This window comes from Cytobacillus sp. MT66 (assembly GCF_058792595.1).
Map to the genome: position 1 here is coordinate 502,786 of NZ_JBXAFB010000001.1, position 18,141 is coordinate 520,926.

Consider the following 18,141-nt stretch of genomic DNA (forward strand, 5'->3'; position numbering starts at 1 on the left):
GCCTCCTCGTCGCTAGCGCTCCTGCGGGTTCTCGCTTCAACGCTGATCCCCCAGGAGTCTACGCGACAGCAGCGAAGATCAACTAAGGAGTTAAAATCATTATTTAGCTTTAACACAGCTTTTACTTCTATCACTAGAAGACAGCCCAATCTGCATGACCCTGGGCTGTCTTCATTTATTTCAAAGATTTAATTCCTAAATTGTTTAAAATTCACTGGCCTTTTTTCAACAAATGCATTCTTTCCTTCATGTGATTCTTCTGTGTTATAGAACATTGCCAGACCGCCGAAAGACAGCTGGGTTATCCCAAGGATACTTGCACTATCTGCATTAAATGAATATTTAAGCATCTTTATCGCAGTTGGGCTTTTCTCTAAGATTTTTTCTGCCCACTCCTCGGCTGCCTCCTGGAGCTGCTCAGGCGGGACAATTTTATTAACTAAGCCCATTTCTTTCGCTTCTTGTGCAGAATATTGTTCACACAGGTACCAAATTTCTCTTGCCTTCTTTTCCCCGACGATCCGAGCTAAATACGCAGATCCAAAGCCTGCATCATAGCTTCCTACCTTTGGACCGACTTGCCCAAATTTCGCTGTTTCTGAGGCGATTGTTAAATCACAAACGACGTGTAGGACATGCCCGCCGCCAATTGCATATCCATTTACCGCAGCAATAACGGGCTTTGGAATATTCCGTATGGTCTGTTGTAAGTTTTCTACTTCTATCCCGATTCCGTTCCCTAACCCTCCTGAATAACCATAACCGCCTTGTTCTCCTTTTTCTTTCTGGTCTCCTCCAACAGAAAACGCCTTATCTCCTGCCCCGGTTAGGATAACAACTCCAATTCGGTTATCGTCCCAAGAATCACGAAGCGCCCAAATTAATTCTTGAACCGTTTTAGGACGAAAGGCATTATAAACGTGTGGCCGATTAATGGTTATTTTTGAAATACCGTTCTTTTTTTCATATAAAATATCTGTTAACTCCATCAATATCTCCTCCGAAAGTTTATGGTTATAAGAACATTCTGATTTTTTACTCGCATATATAATCGTCATTGTAAGTTTCTTTTCTTCTAAATCCCTAAATAAGCCACCTTCACCTGCTCATTTTCCAAAAGCTCCTGCGAGTAACCAGCAAGGTCTATTTGCCCATTTTGAAGTACGTATCCATATTCAGAAAGTGTTAAGGCAGTATGGGCATCTTGCTCTACCAATAGAACACTTACTCCAGTTTTATTTATTGTTTTAATAATTTCAGAGATTTGCTGCACAATAATAGGTGCCAGGCCTATTGATGGTTCATCTAAAATTAACAATTTTGGCTGGGACATTAATGAGCGTCCAATCGCCACCATTTGCTGCTGCCCGCCACTTAGTCTTCCTGCTTCTTGATTTAATTTTGCCTTTAAATCTGGGAAAAAAGATAGGATCTCTTCAATAGAGTCTGCTATTTGCTTTTTATCCTTTTGCAGATAGGCTCCAAGCTCCAGATTTTCTAAAACAGTCATTTCCGGAAATAATCGTCTTCCCTCCGGAACAAGGGCGATTCCTCTTTTAACAATTTCGGATGACTTGTATTTGTCAATTTGCTCATTATCAAAAATAATGGTTCCTTCCCTTGCTTTTAAAAGACCCGTAATCGCTTTTAATATCGATGTTTTCCCAGCCCCATTCGCACCAATTAAAGTGGTAATGCTTCCTCTTTTTACACATAAATTTACCCCTTTCACGGCTTCGGCTGATCCATAATTGATATACAGGTTTTTTATTTCTAATAGATTGCTAGCTTCCGCCAAGGTATGCTCTGATAACTTCTTCATTGTTTCGCACCTCCTCTGGAGTCCCTTCAGCAAGCTTTTTCCCATAACTGAGCACAACAATCCGATCACATAATTCCATGACAGCCTTCATGTTATGTTCAACAATAACAATCGTTATATTTTTTTCCGTTCTTAGTTTATTTAAAATAGAAACAGCTTCATTAATTTCTACCATATTCATGCCGGTTAAAGGTTCATCGAGAAGCAGCAGCTTTGGTTGAGTGGCTAGTGCGACACCAATTCCCAGCATTCTTTGTAAACCATGCGGCAGATTTTTGGTAACTTCGTCTTTAACATGAAGAAGATTTAAGAACGTTAATAATTCTAGAACCAATTCTTCCTTTTCTTTCTGTTTCATCTTGTTTAGAACCGTACCCATAAACACATTTTCATACACGGTCATTTCATTAAAAAGAACATTATGCTGAAAGGTCCTAACCAAACTTTTTTTATTTAAATATTCCGGCGGCTTATTGGTAATATTCTCTCCATCACAGTAAACAGCACCCGATGACAGCTGGTAAAAACCTGAAATCAAGTTAAAAGTGGTACTTTTTCCAGCCCCATTTGGGCCTATTAATCCTAAAATCTCACCTTCTCTAACTTGAAACGAAACATTGTTAACCGCTGCAACCCCGCCAAAATATCGAGTTACATCTTTTGCTTCAAGAATCGGCTTCATACTTTAGCCTCCTCTCTGCTTTTTGATTTTGAACTTTTTAATTTAATTAACCTTAAAGATTGTAAAGTGCCAGCTATACCCTTAGGCATAAACAGCATCGCCAGTATAATAGCCAATCCATAGGCCAAAATCTCATAAGAACCAAAGCCTCTTAAATATTCAGCTACAAGAACCAGCAATACTACTCCAATGACAGGTCCGATAAAGTGGTCTCGGCCGCCAATGATGACAAAGCTTAAAATAATAATTGATAAATGGAAGGTAAAATCTTCGGGGCTGATAACAAAATTAAAGTGAGCAAACATAGATCCGCTCATCCCAACTAAAAGTGAGGCAACCACTAATGAAAGAACCTTATATTTCATACTGCTTATGCCAATTGATCTTGATAAATCTTCAGAGTTCCTAATGGCTATCAAAATTTTCCCAAGTTTTGACTTCTCTAAAAAATACATCGTGTATAGGATAAGAAGAGTAACGATTGCGATAAAGCCATAAAATTCTCCCATTGGTGATGTTATTCCCGCAATCCCAGTAACCCCGCCTAAAACATCTGTCCATGCATTCTGGAAAAACAAGCGAATAACTTCTGCAAAAGCAAAGCTTAATAACAGAAAGAAATGTCCTTTTACACGAAAAGCAATGGCACCAAATAGGATGCTAACAATGGCTGCAATGATACCGCTGACAAAAAATGCCACGATAAAGGGAACATTAAAATGGATGGTCAATGCAGCAGAAGTATAGGCTCCTATTCCAAAAAAGCTCGCATGGGCAAGATTGATCTCTCCGCAGAGCATAATAAATCGAAAACTTACAGCTAATATGGAGTAAACACAAAGCAGTGCAAATAGATGAGCCAAATAAGGATCATTCAGCATAAATCCAAAAGCAATGACGATCACCGACACAATAAGCCATCTAATATTATTACCTTGAGACATGTCCCATCAGTCCTTGTGGTCGAATTAAAAGCATGAGCATTACCAAAATAAATGATAGTGCGGTAGCAAACGCAATATCGAAATAGAAAATTCCAAAACTTTCAATTATACCTAATAGAAACCCTGCCAAAATACAGCCAGGGATACTGCCCATACCACCTAAGATGATGATGATAAAGGCCTTCATTAAGTATGCTTCCCCTATATATGGATCAACCACTGATGCTGGTGAAACAAGTACACCTGCTGAAGCAGCTAGGACTATACCAACAACGAATCCCCATCTCGTAATGGATTTATAATCAATCCCTTGGAGTTCAGCAGCTTCTTTATCCTGTGAAATCGCCCTCATGGCTTTACCAAATTTTGTTTTCTTAATAATAAGCGTCATACCAACTGTAAAAAGTAAAGCTAGAATAAAAATGGCAATACGTTCATTTGATATAGACCCGCCAAACAAATGGCTAGTTCCTTTGAAAATAGAAGTAATATTTTTTGGGTTGGCCGTAAACATCAATAAGTAAATCGTTTGCATAACCATAGATAACCCGATCGCAACAATCAAACCCGAAACCATATCGCCATGAAATCTTGAAAATATCGTCATTTCTACTAGATAACCAACGATTCCAACAATTAATATGGCGAATACAAAGGCAAGAAAATAGGCAACATAAATATTTATACTGGAAAACAGTCCCCACTTATCTATAAATAAGTAAGTTAGAAAGGCTCCAGCTGTATAAAATTCACCGTGTGCAAAGTTTACTATTTTCATCACACCAAACAAGAGCGTTAAACCAAGTGAAAAAATGACATAAATAGCCCCTGATTGTAAGGCATTGACAATTAATTGAACAAAAGTATCCAAAATGGTTTCACCTCTTCCTTAACTTGTTACATGGAAGGGGGCGAAAGCTTATTCGCCCCAATTTTTTACTTTTATTTATTAGTCGAAATTCGCTTAACTTCCACCGCAGCTCCATCTATTATTTGAGTAACTGTTACCGGAAGTAACAATTGTTGAGGAACACCATATATATCCTCTCCGCCAAACTTTGTAACGCCAAAGGAGCTATTGACTTCTACTTTTGCCAAAGCCTCTTTTATCTTATCCGCATCCAGAGTTTGTGCTTCGTCTATTGCAGCTTTAAGAGCCATCATAGATTCATAAGACTGCATTGAAATGGAGTTTAAGGTTTCATTGATTTCTTCTTTTGCTCTTTTTGCTAAATCTTTTTGTATGTCCGTAGCTGTATCACCACTAAAGTCTGGGGCTAAGCCTAGATAAACGCCTTCTGCTGCTTCCCCTGCTGCATCTACCAATTGGTCACCGCTTGTTCCTGCACCAATTAATTTAACTCCATCCCAGCCTTGTTCTTCCAGTGATTTTAAGATTAACCCTGCATCACCAGGAGGAGTTGCGCCTAAATCGATCACATCGGGTTTTTCCGCCAAGATTTTTGTAACAATTTGGGAAAACTCAGTAGTTCCTCTTTCATAATAATCTTCAACCACAATATCAATGCCTTTTTCTTTCCATACTTTAAGTGCGACTTTAGCTGTATCAAGTCCTGTAGCATCATTAGGATTAATGACCGCAACAGATTTCAAACCCTTGTTTTGTTCAAGAATATAAGAGGTTAATGGTTCAATAACCTCATAGGGTGTATTTAATGTCGTATAGGTGTAAGGGAAGTCTTTGCCCTTAATTGCTGGTGACCATGCAGAAGTAAAATGGAGAATTTTTGCTGGCTCACTTAAAGTTTGTAAAGCTTGTGTCGGTGCACTTCCAATTGACCCAACAACAAACTTTACTTTATCCTTGTTAATTAATGTCTGAGCTACTTGTGCTCCACCTGTTGAATTGTATTTGTTATCATAAGCTACTACCTCGAAAATATATTTTTTCCCATCAGCTGTTACTCCGCCATTCTCGTTTATTTCTTTGGCTGCTTCTTTGGCAACCCACTCTTGGGTAATTCCCCAGTTTGCGGCAGAACCTGACATTGGGGCAGTAATTCCTACTTTTATAACCTCTGCCTTTTCATCCGTTGTTCCTGATCCGGAATTCGAGGAAGATGATGATTCATTTCCGGAACAAGCAGAAAGGAATAATAACGGAACTAAAGCTGTAATCCCCAAAATTTTCTTAAAATTTAATCGACCATTCTTCACATCAGTTCACCTCTTGCTTTCATATTTTTATAAATGTGGCCAAACCCCGCCAGAAACTGGCATTATATGTCCCGTTATATAGGATGACTCATCACTAGATAAAAATAGTGCTGCATTCGCTATATCAATAGGTCTGCCTAAACGCCCTAACAAGGTCTGCTTACGATATTCCTCAAGAATTTCATTATCCATTCGTTGAACAACCGACGTTTGGATTAATCCTGGTGCAATACAATTCACATTAATATGTGGACTAAATTCCTTTGCAGCAGTCTTGGTAAAGGAGGCAACTCCAGCTTTTGCCGCTCCGTAGTCTGAATATCCGTCAGCCCCCTCAAAATGTATGGAGGATATATTAACAATTTTTCCGTACTTATTCTTTAGCATCATTGGAGCCATAATCTTCGTAAAATTAAGGCATCCCTTTAAATTTAAGGCCATCGTTTGATCCCAGCGTTCTTCTTCTATTTCCAGAATCGATCTCGTTAAACTCTGATCACGAATTCCGCCGACAACATTAATTAATATATCTGCTTTTTGGAATTCATGTTTTACTAGTTCCTCAATCTCTTTCAATTCTTCTAAAACTAATGCATTGGCTCGAACTGCCAAAACCTTGTTATTGTCTGTTTTCTCCAAGAGCTTTTGCTTTGTTTCATTCAGCCTTCTCTCAGATATATCTGTGATCAATAAGTTAGCTCCCTCTTCAGCGAAGCGTAAAGCAATCGTTTGCCCCATTGGCCCGCCTGCACCCGTAATAACAGCAACTTTATCTTTAAGACGCAAACTTTTTCCCCCTTAATTTGGCTGTTTGTTTGTATGCCAGTTTCTAAGTTCTCTTTTTAAAATTTTTCCATTAAGATTCATAGGCATTTCTGAAATAAATTCGACCATTCTTGGAACTTTATAAGCAGAAAGATTTTTTCGGCAATAGGAAATAACCTCTTCCTCGGTTATTTTAGCTCCCTCATTTAGAACTAAGAATGCCTTAGGAATTTCACCCTTTGCGTCATCTGGAATACCCACAACTGCTGCTACTCCAACTTCTGGCAAAGAATATAAAACATCCTCCACTTCGATTGGGAAAATATTATTGCCTCCGCAAATAATTATGTCCTTCTTCCGATCCACAATATAGAGATATCCATCTTCATCAACATATCCTAAATCTCCGCTATACCAACCGTCTTCTTTAAAAGCCTTTTTTGTCGTCTCGATATCTTTCCAATATCCTTTTCCAACTGGGTCCCCTTTAACGACAACTTCACCAATTTCACCTGCTGTCAATTCTTCTCCCTCTTCATTGACAATTTTGATTGTAATGCTGCCAATAGGGACTCCTGCTGATCCTTTTTTTCTAATGCCTACAAGAGGTTCTGCGGTATTTGCTCCAGAGGTTTCTGTTGCTCCATAAATTTGTACAACTGTTACATTCAATTCTTTTTCTACTTTTTCAATGATTTCTGGAGGAACAATAGATCCGCCTGTAATTAAAAGTTTTAATGATGATACATCATATTTCGCTGCATTAAATTTTTGTATTAAGTAAAGGAACATGGTAGGGGTTCCCGCAAAAAATGTGGCTTTTTCGGTTGTAATCGCTTCTAAGACTTTCTCCGTATCCCAGCGTTTTATTAAAACCATCGTACCGCCATTAAAGATGGCTGCATTCATGTTAACGGTTGCTCCAAAATTATTAAAAATCGGCAATACCCCAAGGATGACTTCCTTGCCGTGTTCAAACTTCCAAAAAACCTCCATATCCCTGATTGTTGAATAGATGCTTTTATGAGTTTGCATAGCACCTTTTGGCAGCCCTGTCGTACCCGATGTAAAAAAGAGTACTGCTACATCATCAATGTCGCACTTTACCAACTCGATTTTTCTGCTAGATTGCTGTATTAATTGTTCCATTGACAGCAAACCAGAATTTTCGGGTGCCCCAGATACAATAATTTCTTTTAATGTATCTACTCTTGATTGTACTTCCTGGACAATACTATAGTTATCCATAGATGTTACAATAACTGGCATGGAGGTGCGGGAAACTACATTATCTACTTCCCTGCCTTTAAACATGGCACTCATAGGATTGGCAATCGCCCCCAGCTTTTGACAGGCATAATAACCTATGGCTAATTCAGGACAGCTTGGCAGATAAAGACCAACTACATCTCCTTTTTTAACTCCTAAGCTTCTAAGCGCATTGGCAAATTGTGAGGTCTTCTCATCAAATTCCTTATAAGTGATTCTTTGATCTTCATACACAATAAACGTTTTATCCGGATAACGGTCAGCCGTGTTTTTCAATAACTCAGAAAGCGTTTGCATAGTTTTCCTCCCTTTTTTTAAAACGTCTCAGATAAAAGTAATATCAAAAAATCCCATTCCTTGGTTATTCTTTAACCATATCCTCTATCTCTATTTGGTGCTCACCTAAATCAGGAGATGGTTCAAATGACTGTGCATACTTTCCATTGATTGAAATGGGCGTTGTAATAGAATAAAAATCTTTCCATTTCTTATGATGTGTTTTTACAAATAATGAGTTGGACTGTATTTGAGGATCATTGAAGACATCGGTATAGGAATAAATTTTACTTGCTGGAATCCCCTCATTTTGAAGCTTTTCTATCCAATAGGCTGAGGTTTGATTCTTAAAAATATCGGTCAAAACTTTCTGTAATTCTTTTCGATGCTTTAGACGGCCTTCATTCCGATTAAATCGGTCATCAACAATTAACTCTTCCATTTCAAGTGCTTTACATAATTTTCTCCAGAACTTATCATTTGGAATGGATATGACTATTGGAGAATCCCTAGTTTTTATATCAGTTGCAAATGCAAAAGCAGAAGCATTCCCTAATCTTTCGGGCGGTTCTCCTGTTGCAAAATATTGAGTGTACATTGGAGATTGTAAAAAGACACCAACATCTAGTAATGAAATGGATAGTTTGCTTCCATTACCTGTCTTTTCCCTGTTATATAAAGCAGAAGCAATTCCCAACGCTGCCGTAATACCTCCACCTGCATCTACAATTGGAGTACCTGCTCTAACTGGCGACCCCTCTTCCTCACCGGTAATACTCATCAGCCCACTCATCGATTGAAAGACAATATCCAGACCTGGCCGATTTGAGTACAAACCCGTCTCACCGAACCCTGTAATCAAGCAATAGATAAGTTGAGGGTTCTCCTTAATGAGCTCATCATAGGTAATGTGCATTTTAGCAATTACATCGGGACGAAAATTGGTAATAAAAACGTCAGCCCATCTGATTAAATGATTAAACGTTTGTCTATCATTCGCTTTATTTAGGTCAAGTACTGCGCTTTTTTTATTTCTGTTTACTGAATGAAAGAGCGTATGATCTCCATTAACTTCTACTCCCAAATATCTGCTGTCATCACCTGAGGGCAGCTCTACTTTTATGACTGATGCTCCAAGGTCTCCCAACATCATAGATGCCATCGGAGCTGCGATTACTCTAGAAAACTCCAGTATTTTGACCCCATCCAATAACACAGCTTCACCACCTTCAAAACGTGATCAATTATTGTATTGATACATTTGATTAAACTCACTAGCTGTTTCTTTCACGACTTTTGCTGCTTTTTCAATTTCACTTTTTGCCATAGAGGAAAAACCAAGGCATCCAATGACTAAGCCCACCTCACCTTTGTTGTTAAAAATGGGTGAAGAAATAGCGATAACTCCTTTTGCATATTCTTCAACACTTACTATATAACCGCACTCTTTCCCCTTCTTAAGTTTCAATAAGTATTGATCTTTCTCTATAATGGTGTGAGGAGTCACCTTACGCAGACCATTACTTAAGAAAAGCGATCTTTCCTCCTCCTCCATATAAGCTAAAAACCACATTCCATATGAAACTTCTGTTAGAGGAAATTGATTTCCAATTGACACATTAACTCGATGATTCCCATTAGGTTCCTCTTTTGAAATATAGATCAATCGATCGTCAGTCACTCTGTCAATGAGTACTGCGGTAAGTGAAGTCATTTGAACTAATCGTTCCAAAAACAGCTTTGATAAGTTTAAGTACTTTGTCATTTCGTGTGCTCTGCTGCCTAATACAACTAGATAGGAACCAAGGCTATATTGTTTTGTTCTCGGATTATACGAAACAAATTTTTCCTCCTCCAGAGATTTTAATATTCTCAGACAGGTACTTTTATTAATAGATAAAGCTGAGCTTATCTCACCAAGAGAACTGCTGCTATATTTATATCTGCTTAATAGCTTTAAGATGCCTGCAGCTTTATTTACAGAAGGAGCTTCATATTTATTAACCATTTTTACCTCCCCTCTACAAGAACTTTCTATTATTTGGTATTTTTGAATTCGAGCAATATTCACTTATATTTGTTGGCATTTGAAAAGCAAACCTAAATTTTATATAAGAAATTCTTGACTCTCATATGAAATATCATATTATCATAAAATTCCGAGTATTACATATTTTTAAAATTTTACAAAAAGGACAGAGGGACAGGCACTTTGTCCCTCTGTGAAAAGGAGCCTTTGCTCTTTGATCCGCGCCTCTCTTCCAATACAAGGTTCCTAATATAGCATCTTAAGTGCAAAATAAAGCATAAAAAAACCCTCCAAAAAATACTCTGGAGGGTTCTTAAATAGCATTTTTAATTGACATGTAAGCATATTTGTAATATAGCATTAGCAAAAACTTATACAAAAACCTTCAGCAGTTAATTGACAGCTCATTGCCTTTATTTCGCTATTAAAGCAGACATTTCAGTACTTAAAACTTCCATACCATTTTGGTTATAGGCTGTCAGCAGCCAAGTAACTTCTCCATTTCTTTTCCTTTCTTCTTTTCTAGTTACCTCAGCAATAACATGCAAGACATCGTCAGGATAAACTGGTTTAATAAATTTAAGGTTATTCATACTTGTACCAGCAATGACATCTTCTCCGAATACCCCTAATTCGACCCATAATTTAAAAGCCATAGAAAGGGTGTGTAAACCTGAAGCAATAATCCCCTGAAATCTGCTTTGTTTTGCTTTCTCCTCATCAAGATGCATATACTGCGGATCAAATTGTGAAGCAAATGCAATTATCTCTTCCTTACTCACCTTATAATATGCTGTCTCAAACCTCTGCCCGAGAGGTACCTCATCAAACTTCATCACTTCACCCCATATTAATTATTTTTATCCATTGGTAAATAATACTTATGTTGCACCTTGTATAATTCATTCCTATCTATCTATAAACTAGCAAAAATTAGTCAAAATTTAAATTAGATCCTAGTTTTTCTAATCAAAATATTTTGTACAGTAGAAATTGTACGTTAAAATAGATATCAAAATAAAGTTAAAATTTTACAATGGTGAGAATATGAAGATAAAGTATAGAAATTTAAATAATGTATCAAACAAAAAATCGTTTCGGGATATGCGAAAGTGGCAAAAAGAAAGACGAAGTAAAGTCAAAGATTTAATGAATAATATACCCCAATGTCCCAACAAAAGGGTTCAAGAGCTTGGGGAAAACAGAAGCCGAACTTCCTTTACTTGGATCGGACATTCTACCTTTTTGATTCAGCTAAATGGACTTAATATACTTACCGATCCCGTATGGGCAAAGCGAATGGGTTTTTTGATACGATTAACACAGCCGGGAATACCATTGGAAGAGCTGCCGGAAATTGATGTTGTGGTCATTTCGCATGGCCATTACGACCATCTAGACTTTCCTACTTTGAAAAAACTGAAAGGAAACCCGCAATATTTTGTTCCAATTGGTTTGAAGTCACTTTTCATGAAAAAAGGTTATCAAAATGTAAGAGAGATGTGCTGGTGGGAAAATGCTGAATACGAAGGAATCAATATTTACTTTGTCCCTGCTCAGCATTGGACAAGAAGAACGCTGAACGATATGAATACTTCACATTGGGGAGGATGGATCTTTCAAACTCCTGGCAAAACGCTTTATTTTGTCGGGGATACAGGCTATTTCTCCGGTTTTAAGGAAATCGCTGAAAGATATAATATTGATACGGTGTTTATGCCGATAGGTGCCTATGAACCCGAATGGTTCATGGCCGACTCGCATATTTCTCCAGAAGATAGCGTGAAAGCATTCATCGAATTAAAGGCGAAACAGTTTGTTCCCATGCATTATGGCGCCTACCGATTGGCAGACGACACAGGACCCGAAGCCTTAGAGCGTCTACTGCAAGAATGGCAAAAGCAGCAGCTGCCGCAGGAACAATTAAAAGTATTACAAATAGGCGAAACCGTTATGTAAAGAGGACAAAGCTCCCTTTCCTACTTAAGGACAAGGGGACAGGCACCTTGTCCCGCCCGCTTTCCTGATTAACTTGGCTAAACTTGATAAGCGGGTGACATCCCCCGCTTTCTAAACAATTTTAAACATTCCACATAACTTCCTCTACTACATAGTTCACCCTCCATGGGAAATACTAAAACTATTACCAAATATAAGGACAATATATTATGACTGAAAAGTTAAAAGCTATTCTATGGAGTATTGCTCTGCCAGGATTTGCTCAGTTATTAAAAGGAAAATATTTAAAAGGAGTAATTTTAATTTTTTTAGAGTTCCTTGTTAATGTTAATAGTCATCTTAATTTGATTATTATATATAACTTTCAAGGAAACATTGGGAAAGCAATCGAAGCGGCAAATTACCAATGGCTCATGTTCAACCCCTGCCTTTATATGTTTGCCATGTGGGATGCTTATAAAAACGCCAAAGGAGAAACTCCCCCTTATTTATTCCTTCCTTTTGTATTCGGTGCTTATTTTGTAACAATTGGGCTTATTTACTCTCCTTCATTTAAAATTGGGCAAATGTTAATTGGACCTGTGTGGCTTCCAATTTTGTTTTTAGTCCCTGGATTGTTAGTTGGGCACCTTATAAAGCATCTGTTACAGCGATTAAAAATTTATTGAAAGTGCATATTATTTATACTAAATTTGAACAACGGAGGATTAAAGGATGACTCAAAAACAGGCTTTAAGTTCCAGTGAATTAGGAACATTGTGGATGACCTATCAAGAAAAAACAATGCTGCAAAGAATGCTTGAATATTTTATCGAACAAGCCGATGACAATCAAGCTAAAGAAATTATGCAAAATACTCATAATAAAACTATTCTCTATATTGAAGATATAAAAACTATCCTTAACAAGGAAGGTGCTGTGATTCCTGTCGGATTCACAGAGCAAGATGTTAACACTGGCGTACCCAAGCTATATGACAACATGTTTGATATTATGTTCCTTCGGATTTTCCAAGAGATCAGTATGGGATTACATACACTTCATCTTAATATGTCATATCGCAAAGATATCGTTCTTCTATATAAGGATTTAACTTCGTTTACTCAAGGAGTTTACGATGAATGTGTCGACTATTTGAAAGAGAAAAATGTTTTACCGTATCCTCCTGCTGTAACGATGCCAAAGTCTGTCGAGTTTGCACAGGGAAAGAATTATATGAGTGGTTTTAACTTGTTTTCTGAAAAGCGTGCCTTGAATACAGTTGAAGTAGCACATTTATATCAGTCCATTGAATCAAATATTATTGGCATGCAATTGATAACGGGTTTCGCACAAGTGGCAAATGAACCCGAAGTAAAAAAATACTTTATAAAAGGCAAAGAATTAGCTAAAAAAATTGTGACTAACAATACGCAATTATTTCTTCAAAGTGATATTCAACCACCTTCAACATGGGGAGCAAATGCAACAGACTCAAAGGTACCTCCTTTTTCAGATAAACTGATGATGTACTGTACAAGCTTGTTTTGCAGCTTTGGTTTAGGAAGCAGTGCATTAGGAACAGCATTTAGTTTACGGAGTGACCTCCCATTAAAAATGATTAACGAGGCAAAAGACATATTAACCTATGGACATGAGGGAGGAAAACTTATGGCGGAAAATGGTTGGCTTGAAGAACCGCCTCAAATGCAGGATAGGAACGATTTAACTAAATAATCAAGTTGCATTATGGAAATAATACAGGCTCTCCTTATCCATTTAGGAGAGCCTTTACTTATAAGGACAAGGGGATAAAGGGATGTTCTTCATTAAAAAGAACTTTTTCTTATTCTTAGCATCTGATTTTCAATGATCAAATCAGATGTCAGTCCATTTAAAGTTTTTAATTCCTCAATAGGGACACTAAATTTTCTCGAAATTTTATATAAAGTATCTCCTTTTTGAACCTCGTAGGTTTCGTAATGGTCATTTGGACTAAAATATAATAGTTTTCCTTGACCTTCCGAATCACTATCACATGTTTTTAAAATATTTTTTTCAATTAGTGTGCTGATTATTTGGTTTGCTCTAGATTTATATGAATGTCTTTCAACAGATTTACGGCCTCGTGTTTGGATTTCGGATCTTTTTTCGGAATGATTAAGGTAGTAATTAACTTTCTGTAGTGTTTCTTCCGGGGTTAAAGAAGTCTCTAAATCTATTCCTGGTATAAACCTTTTCCGAACCCCTGGTGTATCTACTGTTAAGAGAAAGCCGCCCGATCCTAAAATTTCATAGGTTCGCTGTGTTAATAAGTTAGGATAGTTTTGCAAACCTAAGACGATCTTTGCGGAGCCATACACTTTATTGGCATCTGCATAACTAAGAAAACCATGAATCCATTCTTTCGGTATTTTCACACCAAAATATTCACCCATTCCACTCCAATTTTTGCCCCAAAAGTCAATACGAATATTCTCCTTAAGAAGCGGCCGAATCAAGATATCTAAAGACCGATGCCGGAAATGCTCTGGATAGCTTTCCAAAATATCGGGATAGGCATTGGCAACAATGGCAATTTGTGTCTCGAATTTAGAATCACTCTCAATTGGATGGTGGATACTCTCTTCATATCCGAAATCTAAATAATCCGAAGGGATACCTAATTGTTTATAGGTATCTACTGTATCAGGGCATATAGTAAAAACAAAGTCAGGCTTAATCGTGTTTATTAATGGAATAGACCAAACTTCCGTATAAGCAGGGTCTTCTACCGCCCAATAAACTAACGGAATTTTATACGTTTCCATCATTTGGCGAATTAAATGCTGCTTAATCTTTGTATGTTCTTCTCCCCAGCCGATAGTAATGGCAAAATTGGGTTTAAAGGTTTCAATCGTTTTAGATAGATTCTCTTGATGAATCGGACCTGAAATGAATACATCATGCCCATTGGCAGTAAATCCTCTAGCTAAACTATTACTCCATATTTCCCCGCTCTCTAAAAAGAGAATACGCATGAATTCACCCCTTTATTTCTTCTTAATTTTTAAAAAATGATTCACTTCAAGAATGTCCGAATGAAGCCCATTTAACTTTTTAATATCATCAATACTTACTCCAAACTTTCTCGATATGCTCCATAAAGTATCATTTGGCTGGATGACATAAACCTCATAATTTTCCTTTAATGTATCCACATAATGAATGATTTTTCCCGCTACAGTGTTTACCGAACTTCCCGAAAGAATACCAGCTCTGATCAGGGTTTCAATGATATAGTTAGCCCGTTGCTCGTATGAGTATTTTTTTACGGATTCCATACCTGCCTTTTTTATTTTCATGCGTTCTTCGGGATGATCTAAATAGTATCTTACAAGTTCAATCGTTTCTTCAGAAGAGTGACTAACGATCATATCCTGACCTGGCGAAAACAATCTCCTAATTTCAGATGTATCATTCGTTAGCAAAAAACCTCCTGACCCTAGCACTTCATAGGTACGCTGTGTTAATTGGGTATCGTGATTTTGTACACCTAAAATAATATCCGCTGAGCTGTACACTTTATTTGCTTCGGTATAAGGAATAAACCCATGAATCCATTCATCGGGAATCTTCTTGCCAAGTATATGCTCCATCTTGTCCCAGTATCGGCCCCAAAAATCAATTCTCATATTATCTTTAAGAAAGGGGCTAAGGAGTGATCGAAGTGCTTTAAAACGATAGTGATCCGGCCTTTTTTCATATAACATTGGATAACCATTCGCTACAATGGCAATAGAGGCCTTATATTTTTCATGGACTTGGGCAGGAAAGTGGACACTAGAGTGATAGCCAAAATCTAAGTGTGCCGAAGGAATGTGTTGTTTCCGATAAAAATCAACTCTGGCGGGACAAATGGTAAATACAAAATCAGGTTCGATTGTTTGAATTAAAGGAAGTGAGAAGCTCAGTGTATACCCTGGATCTTCGGTAGCCCAATAGACATTGGGAATATTTGTGCACGTGACATACTTTCTGATTAATTCTTGTTTTTCTTTGGTATGTTCAGATGTGTGCCCCATCGTAATGATTAAATCTGGCTTAAAGCTTGGTAGTATGTCAATAATACTATCTTCTGTCAGAGGACCGGAAACCATAACGATATGTCCGGCATCGCAAAATCCGTTTGGAAGGCCATAAATCCACATAGGGTCACTTTCTAAAAATAATACACGCATAATTTCCCCTCATTAATGAATAACTCAGTTTTTTAGCATTTCACTTATTTTTACGATTTGATATCCTTGTTTTTTCAGTTCTGGTATGACTAGATTTATAGCATTTGCAGTTGGTTTCCCATTTAAATGGGCTAATACAATGTCATTGCCTGTAAGCTTTGATAAAATACGATTATAAATGGTATTTACAGATGGTTCTTGCCAATCAATCGTATCGATGCTCCAATATATTGTAAAAGGAATACCCATCTCACCTGCTGCTTCTAGAACGTTCTTGTTCCAAGTTCCATATGGCGGACGTAAAAATGGGCTTCCCTTATCGCCAAGAATCTTTTCAAAACTAGCATTCGTTCGTTTCAATTCTAAGATGATTTCATCTTTAGTCAATTTCGTCAGGTCTGGATGACTATACGTATGATTGGCAATTTCATGGCCGTCAGAAACCATTCTTTTTGCAAGCTGAGGATATTTTTCTACCCATTCCCCCGTTAAAAACATGGTTGTCTGTACATGATTACTTTTTAAAACATCTAAAATCATTTCCGTATTTTCTGCACTAGCACCCGCATCAAATGTTAAGGAGATCATTTTGCCATCTTTTAAACCTTTAGAAATGAAAACAGAAGGCAATGAAACGGAATGGCAATACTCCTTATCAATCTTTAAGAGTTGACCCGCGTAAATAAAATCTGTTTCTAAATGATTATCATTTTTAAGTTTTTCTACTGATAGGCCAAACTCCTTTGCAATCTTTCCTAACGTTTCTCCATGACAAATGGTATAGTAATCATATTTATTATCATCGTTATTCTTCTTTTCTAGAACTCTAATTTTCATAGGGAAGCCAGTATCAATTATATTTGTACTCAATCCATTTAACTGCTTCAACTGATCAACGGAAACGCCAAATTCCTTAGATAGACTATACAGCGTGTCCCCATTCTGAACTTTATAATATTCACAATCACCCTGTTGATATGTTGTTCTCTTCTCCATTTTTAAACTGTAAACACTCTTCCCTTTTTTAAAGGCATCATTTTTCTCTAAGACATCTAATATATATTGGGCTCTAGCCTTATAGGAATGAATCTGTACTGCTTCAAGGCCTTGCTTTTGAATTTTTTGCCTTTCCTTCGATTGAAGAAGGATATGGTTAACCACTTCAAGCGTTTCTTCAGGGCTTGAGGATGTAAGTAAATCTTGTCCAGCCTTAAAGACCCGATTGACTTCAGTTGTATTGTTTGTAAGTAACAATCCCCCAGATCCCAGTATTTCATATGTTCGCTGCGTTAATTGTGTCGGCAGATTTTGCAAACCTATAATGATATCAGAAGAACTGTATACTTTATTGGCACTTGTATAATCTATATATCCGCGAATCCAATCCTTGGGAACTTCTACACCTAAGTGCGGACCCATATGTTCCCAGTTGTTTCCATAAAAATTGATACGAATATTATTCTCAATTAAAGGTTTAATTAGGTTTTTCATTGATTGATAACGGAAGTGGCCTGGAAAATAAGAAAGTTTTTTTGGATAGCCATTCGCAACAATAGCTACTGGAGAATAGATTTGCGAATCACGCTCTGCAGGAAAATGAACTTTTGGATGATAGCCAAAGTCTAAATGCTCTGATGGGATTCCCAAATTTCTGTAGTACTCCACTCGATCCCGGCAAATGGTAAAGACAAAGTCCGGATGGGTTCGACGAATATATGGCAGCGTAAATACTTCAGTGGATGTCGGATCCTCGGTTGCCCAATATACATGTGGAGCATTTGCATTTATGGTACCTTCATAAATTTTTCTTTGTTTATCTGTCGTTGAATTTTCAGGCCCCCACCCCATTGTCATAATTAAATCTGGCTGAAATTCTGAAATCAGTTGAGGAATATTCAGATCATCTAATGGACCGGAAATTTTTACTTGATGCCCCAAATCGATAAATCCGTTTGGTAATCCATGAATCCACATTGGGTGGCTTTCCAAAAATAAAATGCGCATTAAATCACTCCTTG

The 18,141-nt window shown here is 37.4% G+C and carries 17 protein-coding genes; 3 read left to right on the forward strand and 14 right to left on the reverse strand.

Annotation, left to right across the window (positions count from 1 at the left end; genetic code table 11):
• Positions 1–188: 188 nt before the first annotated feature.
• The 11 genes from menB to AC1Q59_RS02490 form a co-directional block, all read right to left on the reverse strand.
• Positions 189–989 (reverse strand): 1,4-dihydroxy-2-naphthoyl-CoA synthase, encoded by an 801-nt coding sequence (gene menB, locus AC1Q59_RS02440; RefSeq protein ID WP_492364179.1) that lies wholly within the window; start codon positions 987–989, stop codon positions 189–191.
• An 86-nt stretch (positions 990–1,075) separates the two neighbouring features.
• Positions 1,076–1,822, reverse strand: a complete 747-nt coding sequence (locus tag AC1Q59_RS02445) for an ABC transporter ATP-binding protein (protein WP_492364180.1) — start codon at positions 1,820–1,822, stop codon at positions 1,076–1,078.
• On the reverse strand, positions 1,785–2,504 hold the full coding sequence (locus AC1Q59_RS02450) for an ABC transporter ATP-binding protein (RefSeq protein WP_492364181.1): 720 nt from the start codon (positions 2,502–2,504) through the stop codon (positions 1,785–1,787). Before AC1Q59_RS02450 ends, AC1Q59_RS02445 begins: the two co-directional genes overlap by 38 nt.
• A complete protein-coding gene (locus AC1Q59_RS02455; RefSeq protein ID WP_492364182.1) occupies positions 2,501–3,448 on the reverse strand; it encodes a branched-chain amino acid ABC transporter permease in 948 nt (315 codons plus the stop codon). The genes AC1Q59_RS02450 and AC1Q59_RS02455 overlap by 4 nt, the downstream gene beginning before the upstream one ends.
• Entirely contained in the window at positions 3,435–4,319 is an 885-nt protein-coding gene (locus tag AC1Q59_RS02460; RefSeq protein ID WP_492364183.1) for a branched-chain amino acid ABC transporter permease, read from the reverse strand. The genes AC1Q59_RS02455 and AC1Q59_RS02460 overlap by 14 nt, the downstream gene beginning before the upstream one ends.
• A gap of 71 nt (positions 4,320–4,390) precedes the next feature.
• Positions 4,391–5,626, reverse strand: a complete 1,236-nt coding sequence (locus AC1Q59_RS02465) for an ABC transporter substrate-binding protein (protein WP_492364184.1) — start codon at positions 5,624–5,626, stop codon at positions 4,391–4,393.
• Between the two features lie 27 nt (positions 5,627–5,653).
• Positions 5,654–6,412 carry an SDR family NAD(P)-dependent oxidoreductase gene (locus tag AC1Q59_RS02470; RefSeq protein ID WP_492364185.1) on the reverse strand — a complete coding sequence of 253 codons (759 nt, stop codon included), beginning with the start codon at positions 6,410–6,412 and terminating at the stop codon, positions 5,654–5,656.
• A gap of 12 nt (positions 6,413–6,424) precedes the next feature.
• The gene (locus tag AC1Q59_RS02475) at positions 6,425–7,957 is read right to left on the reverse strand and encodes a class I adenylate-forming enzyme family protein (RefSeq protein ID WP_492364186.1); all 1,533 of its coding nucleotides are present in this window, start codon (positions 7,955–7,957) and stop codon (positions 6,425–6,427) included.
• Positions 7,958–8,021: 64 nt separating this feature from the next.
• Positions 8,022–9,152, reverse strand: coding sequence for a CaiB/BaiF CoA transferase family protein (locus AC1Q59_RS02480; RefSeq protein WP_492364187.1), 1,131 nt, complete (start codon positions 9,150–9,152; stop codon positions 8,022–8,024).
• Between the two features lie 24 nt (positions 9,153–9,176).
• The gene (locus tag AC1Q59_RS02485; protein WP_492364188.1) at positions 9,177–9,944 is read right to left on the reverse strand and encodes an IclR family transcriptional regulator; all 768 of its coding nucleotides are present in this window, start codon (positions 9,942–9,944) and stop codon (positions 9,177–9,179) included.
• 434 nt (positions 9,945–10,378) lie between these two features.
• Complete coding sequence (locus AC1Q59_RS02490) at positions 10,379–10,801, reverse strand: MaoC family dehydratase (protein ID WP_492364189.1); 423 nt, start codon at positions 10,799–10,801, stop codon at positions 10,379–10,381.
• Positions 10,802–11,012: 211 nt separating this feature from the next.
• Between AC1Q59_RS02490 and AC1Q59_RS02495 the strand changes: the two genes are divergently transcribed.
• The 3 genes from AC1Q59_RS02495 to AC1Q59_RS02505 all read left to right on the forward strand — a co-directional run bounded on the left by AC1Q59_RS02495 (position 11,013) and on the right by AC1Q59_RS02505 (position 13,640).
• Positions 11,013–11,924: an MBL fold metallo-hydrolase gene (locus AC1Q59_RS02495; RefSeq protein WP_492364190.1), complete on the forward strand. Its 912-nt coding sequence runs from the start codon at positions 11,013–11,015 to the stop codon at positions 11,922–11,924.
• Positions 11,925–12,133: 209 nt separating this feature from the next.
• Positions 12,134–12,592, forward strand: coding sequence for a hypothetical protein (locus AC1Q59_RS02500; protein WP_492364191.1), 459 nt, complete (start codon positions 12,134–12,136; stop codon positions 12,590–12,592).
• A 46-nt stretch (positions 12,593–12,638) separates the two neighbouring features.
• A complete protein-coding gene (locus AC1Q59_RS02505; protein ID WP_492364192.1) occupies positions 12,639–13,640 on the forward strand; it encodes a DUF3231 family protein in 1,002 nt (333 codons plus the stop codon).
• A gap of 92 nt (positions 13,641–13,732) precedes the next feature.
• Here AC1Q59_RS02505 and AC1Q59_RS02510 read toward each other — a convergent pair whose 3' ends face one another.
• From AC1Q59_RS02510 to AC1Q59_RS02520, 3 genes are read right to left on the reverse strand one after another with little or no spacing between them, the layout of a single operon-like run.
• Positions 13,733–14,923 carry a DUF3880 domain-containing protein gene (locus AC1Q59_RS02510; RefSeq protein WP_492364193.1) on the reverse strand — a complete coding sequence of 397 codons (1,191 nt, stop codon included), beginning with the start codon at positions 14,921–14,923 and terminating at the stop codon, positions 13,733–13,735.
• 12 nt (positions 14,924–14,935) lie between these two features.
• Entirely contained in the window at positions 14,936–16,123 is a 1,188-nt protein-coding gene (locus AC1Q59_RS02515; protein WP_492364194.1) for a DUF3880 domain-containing protein, read from the reverse strand.
• Positions 16,124–16,147: 24 nt separating this feature from the next.
• A complete protein-coding gene (locus AC1Q59_RS02520; RefSeq protein ID WP_492364195.1) occupies positions 16,148–18,127 on the reverse strand; it encodes a DUF3880 domain-containing protein in 1,980 nt (659 codons plus the stop codon).
• Positions 18,128–18,141: the final 14 nt, after the last annotated feature.

Excerpts from the sequence above, each read along its gene's own strand:
- AC1Q59_RS02475 (WP_492364186.1), bottom strand. The coding sequence starts at position 7,957 with ATGCAAACGCTTTCTGAGTTATTGAAAAACACGGCTGACCGTTATCCG.
- AC1Q59_RS02450 (WP_492364181.1), bottom strand. The coding sequence starts at position 2,504 with ATGAAGCCGATTCTTGAAGCAAAAGATGTAACTCGATATTTTGGCGGG.
- AC1Q59_RS02515 (WP_492364194.1), bottom strand. The coding sequence starts at position 16,123 with ATGCGTGTATTATTTTTAGAAAGTGACCCTATGTGGATTTATGGCCTT.
- AC1Q59_RS02500 (WP_492364191.1), top strand. The coding sequence starts at position 12,134 with ATGACTGAAAAGTTAAAAGCTATTCTATGGAGTATTGCTCTGCCAGGA.
- menB (WP_492364179.1), bottom strand. The coding sequence starts at position 989 with ATGGAGTTAACAGATATTTTATATGAAAAAAAGAACGGTATTTCAAAA.
- AC1Q59_RS02495 (WP_492364190.1), top strand. The coding sequence starts at position 11,013 with ATGAAGATAAAGTATAGAAATTTAAATAATGTATCAAACAAAAAATCG.
- AC1Q59_RS02445 (WP_492364180.1), bottom strand. The coding sequence starts at position 1,822 with ATGAAGAAGTTATCAGAGCATACCTTGGCGGAAGCTAGCAATCTATTA.
- AC1Q59_RS02490 (WP_492364189.1), bottom strand. The coding sequence starts at position 10,801 with ATGAAGTTTGATGAGGTACCTCTCGGGCAGAGGTTTGAGACAGCATAT.
- AC1Q59_RS02510 (WP_492364193.1), bottom strand. The coding sequence starts at position 14,923 with ATGCGTATTCTCTTTTTAGAGAGCGGGGAAATATGGAGTAATAGTTTA.
- AC1Q59_RS02455 (WP_492364182.1), bottom strand. The coding sequence starts at position 3,448 with ATGTCTCAAGGTAATAATATTAGATGGCTTATTGTGTCGGTGATCGTC.
- AC1Q59_RS02520 (WP_492364195.1), bottom strand. The coding sequence starts at position 18,127 with ATGCGCATTTTATTTTTGGAAAGCCACCCAATGTGGATTCATGGATTA.
- AC1Q59_RS02505 (WP_492364192.1), top strand. The coding sequence starts at position 12,639 with ATGACTCAAAAACAGGCTTTAAGTTCCAGTGAATTAGGAACATTGTGG.
- AC1Q59_RS02485 (WP_492364188.1), bottom strand. The coding sequence starts at position 9,944 with ATGGTTAATAAATATGAAGCTCCTTCTGTAAATAAAGCTGCAGGCATC.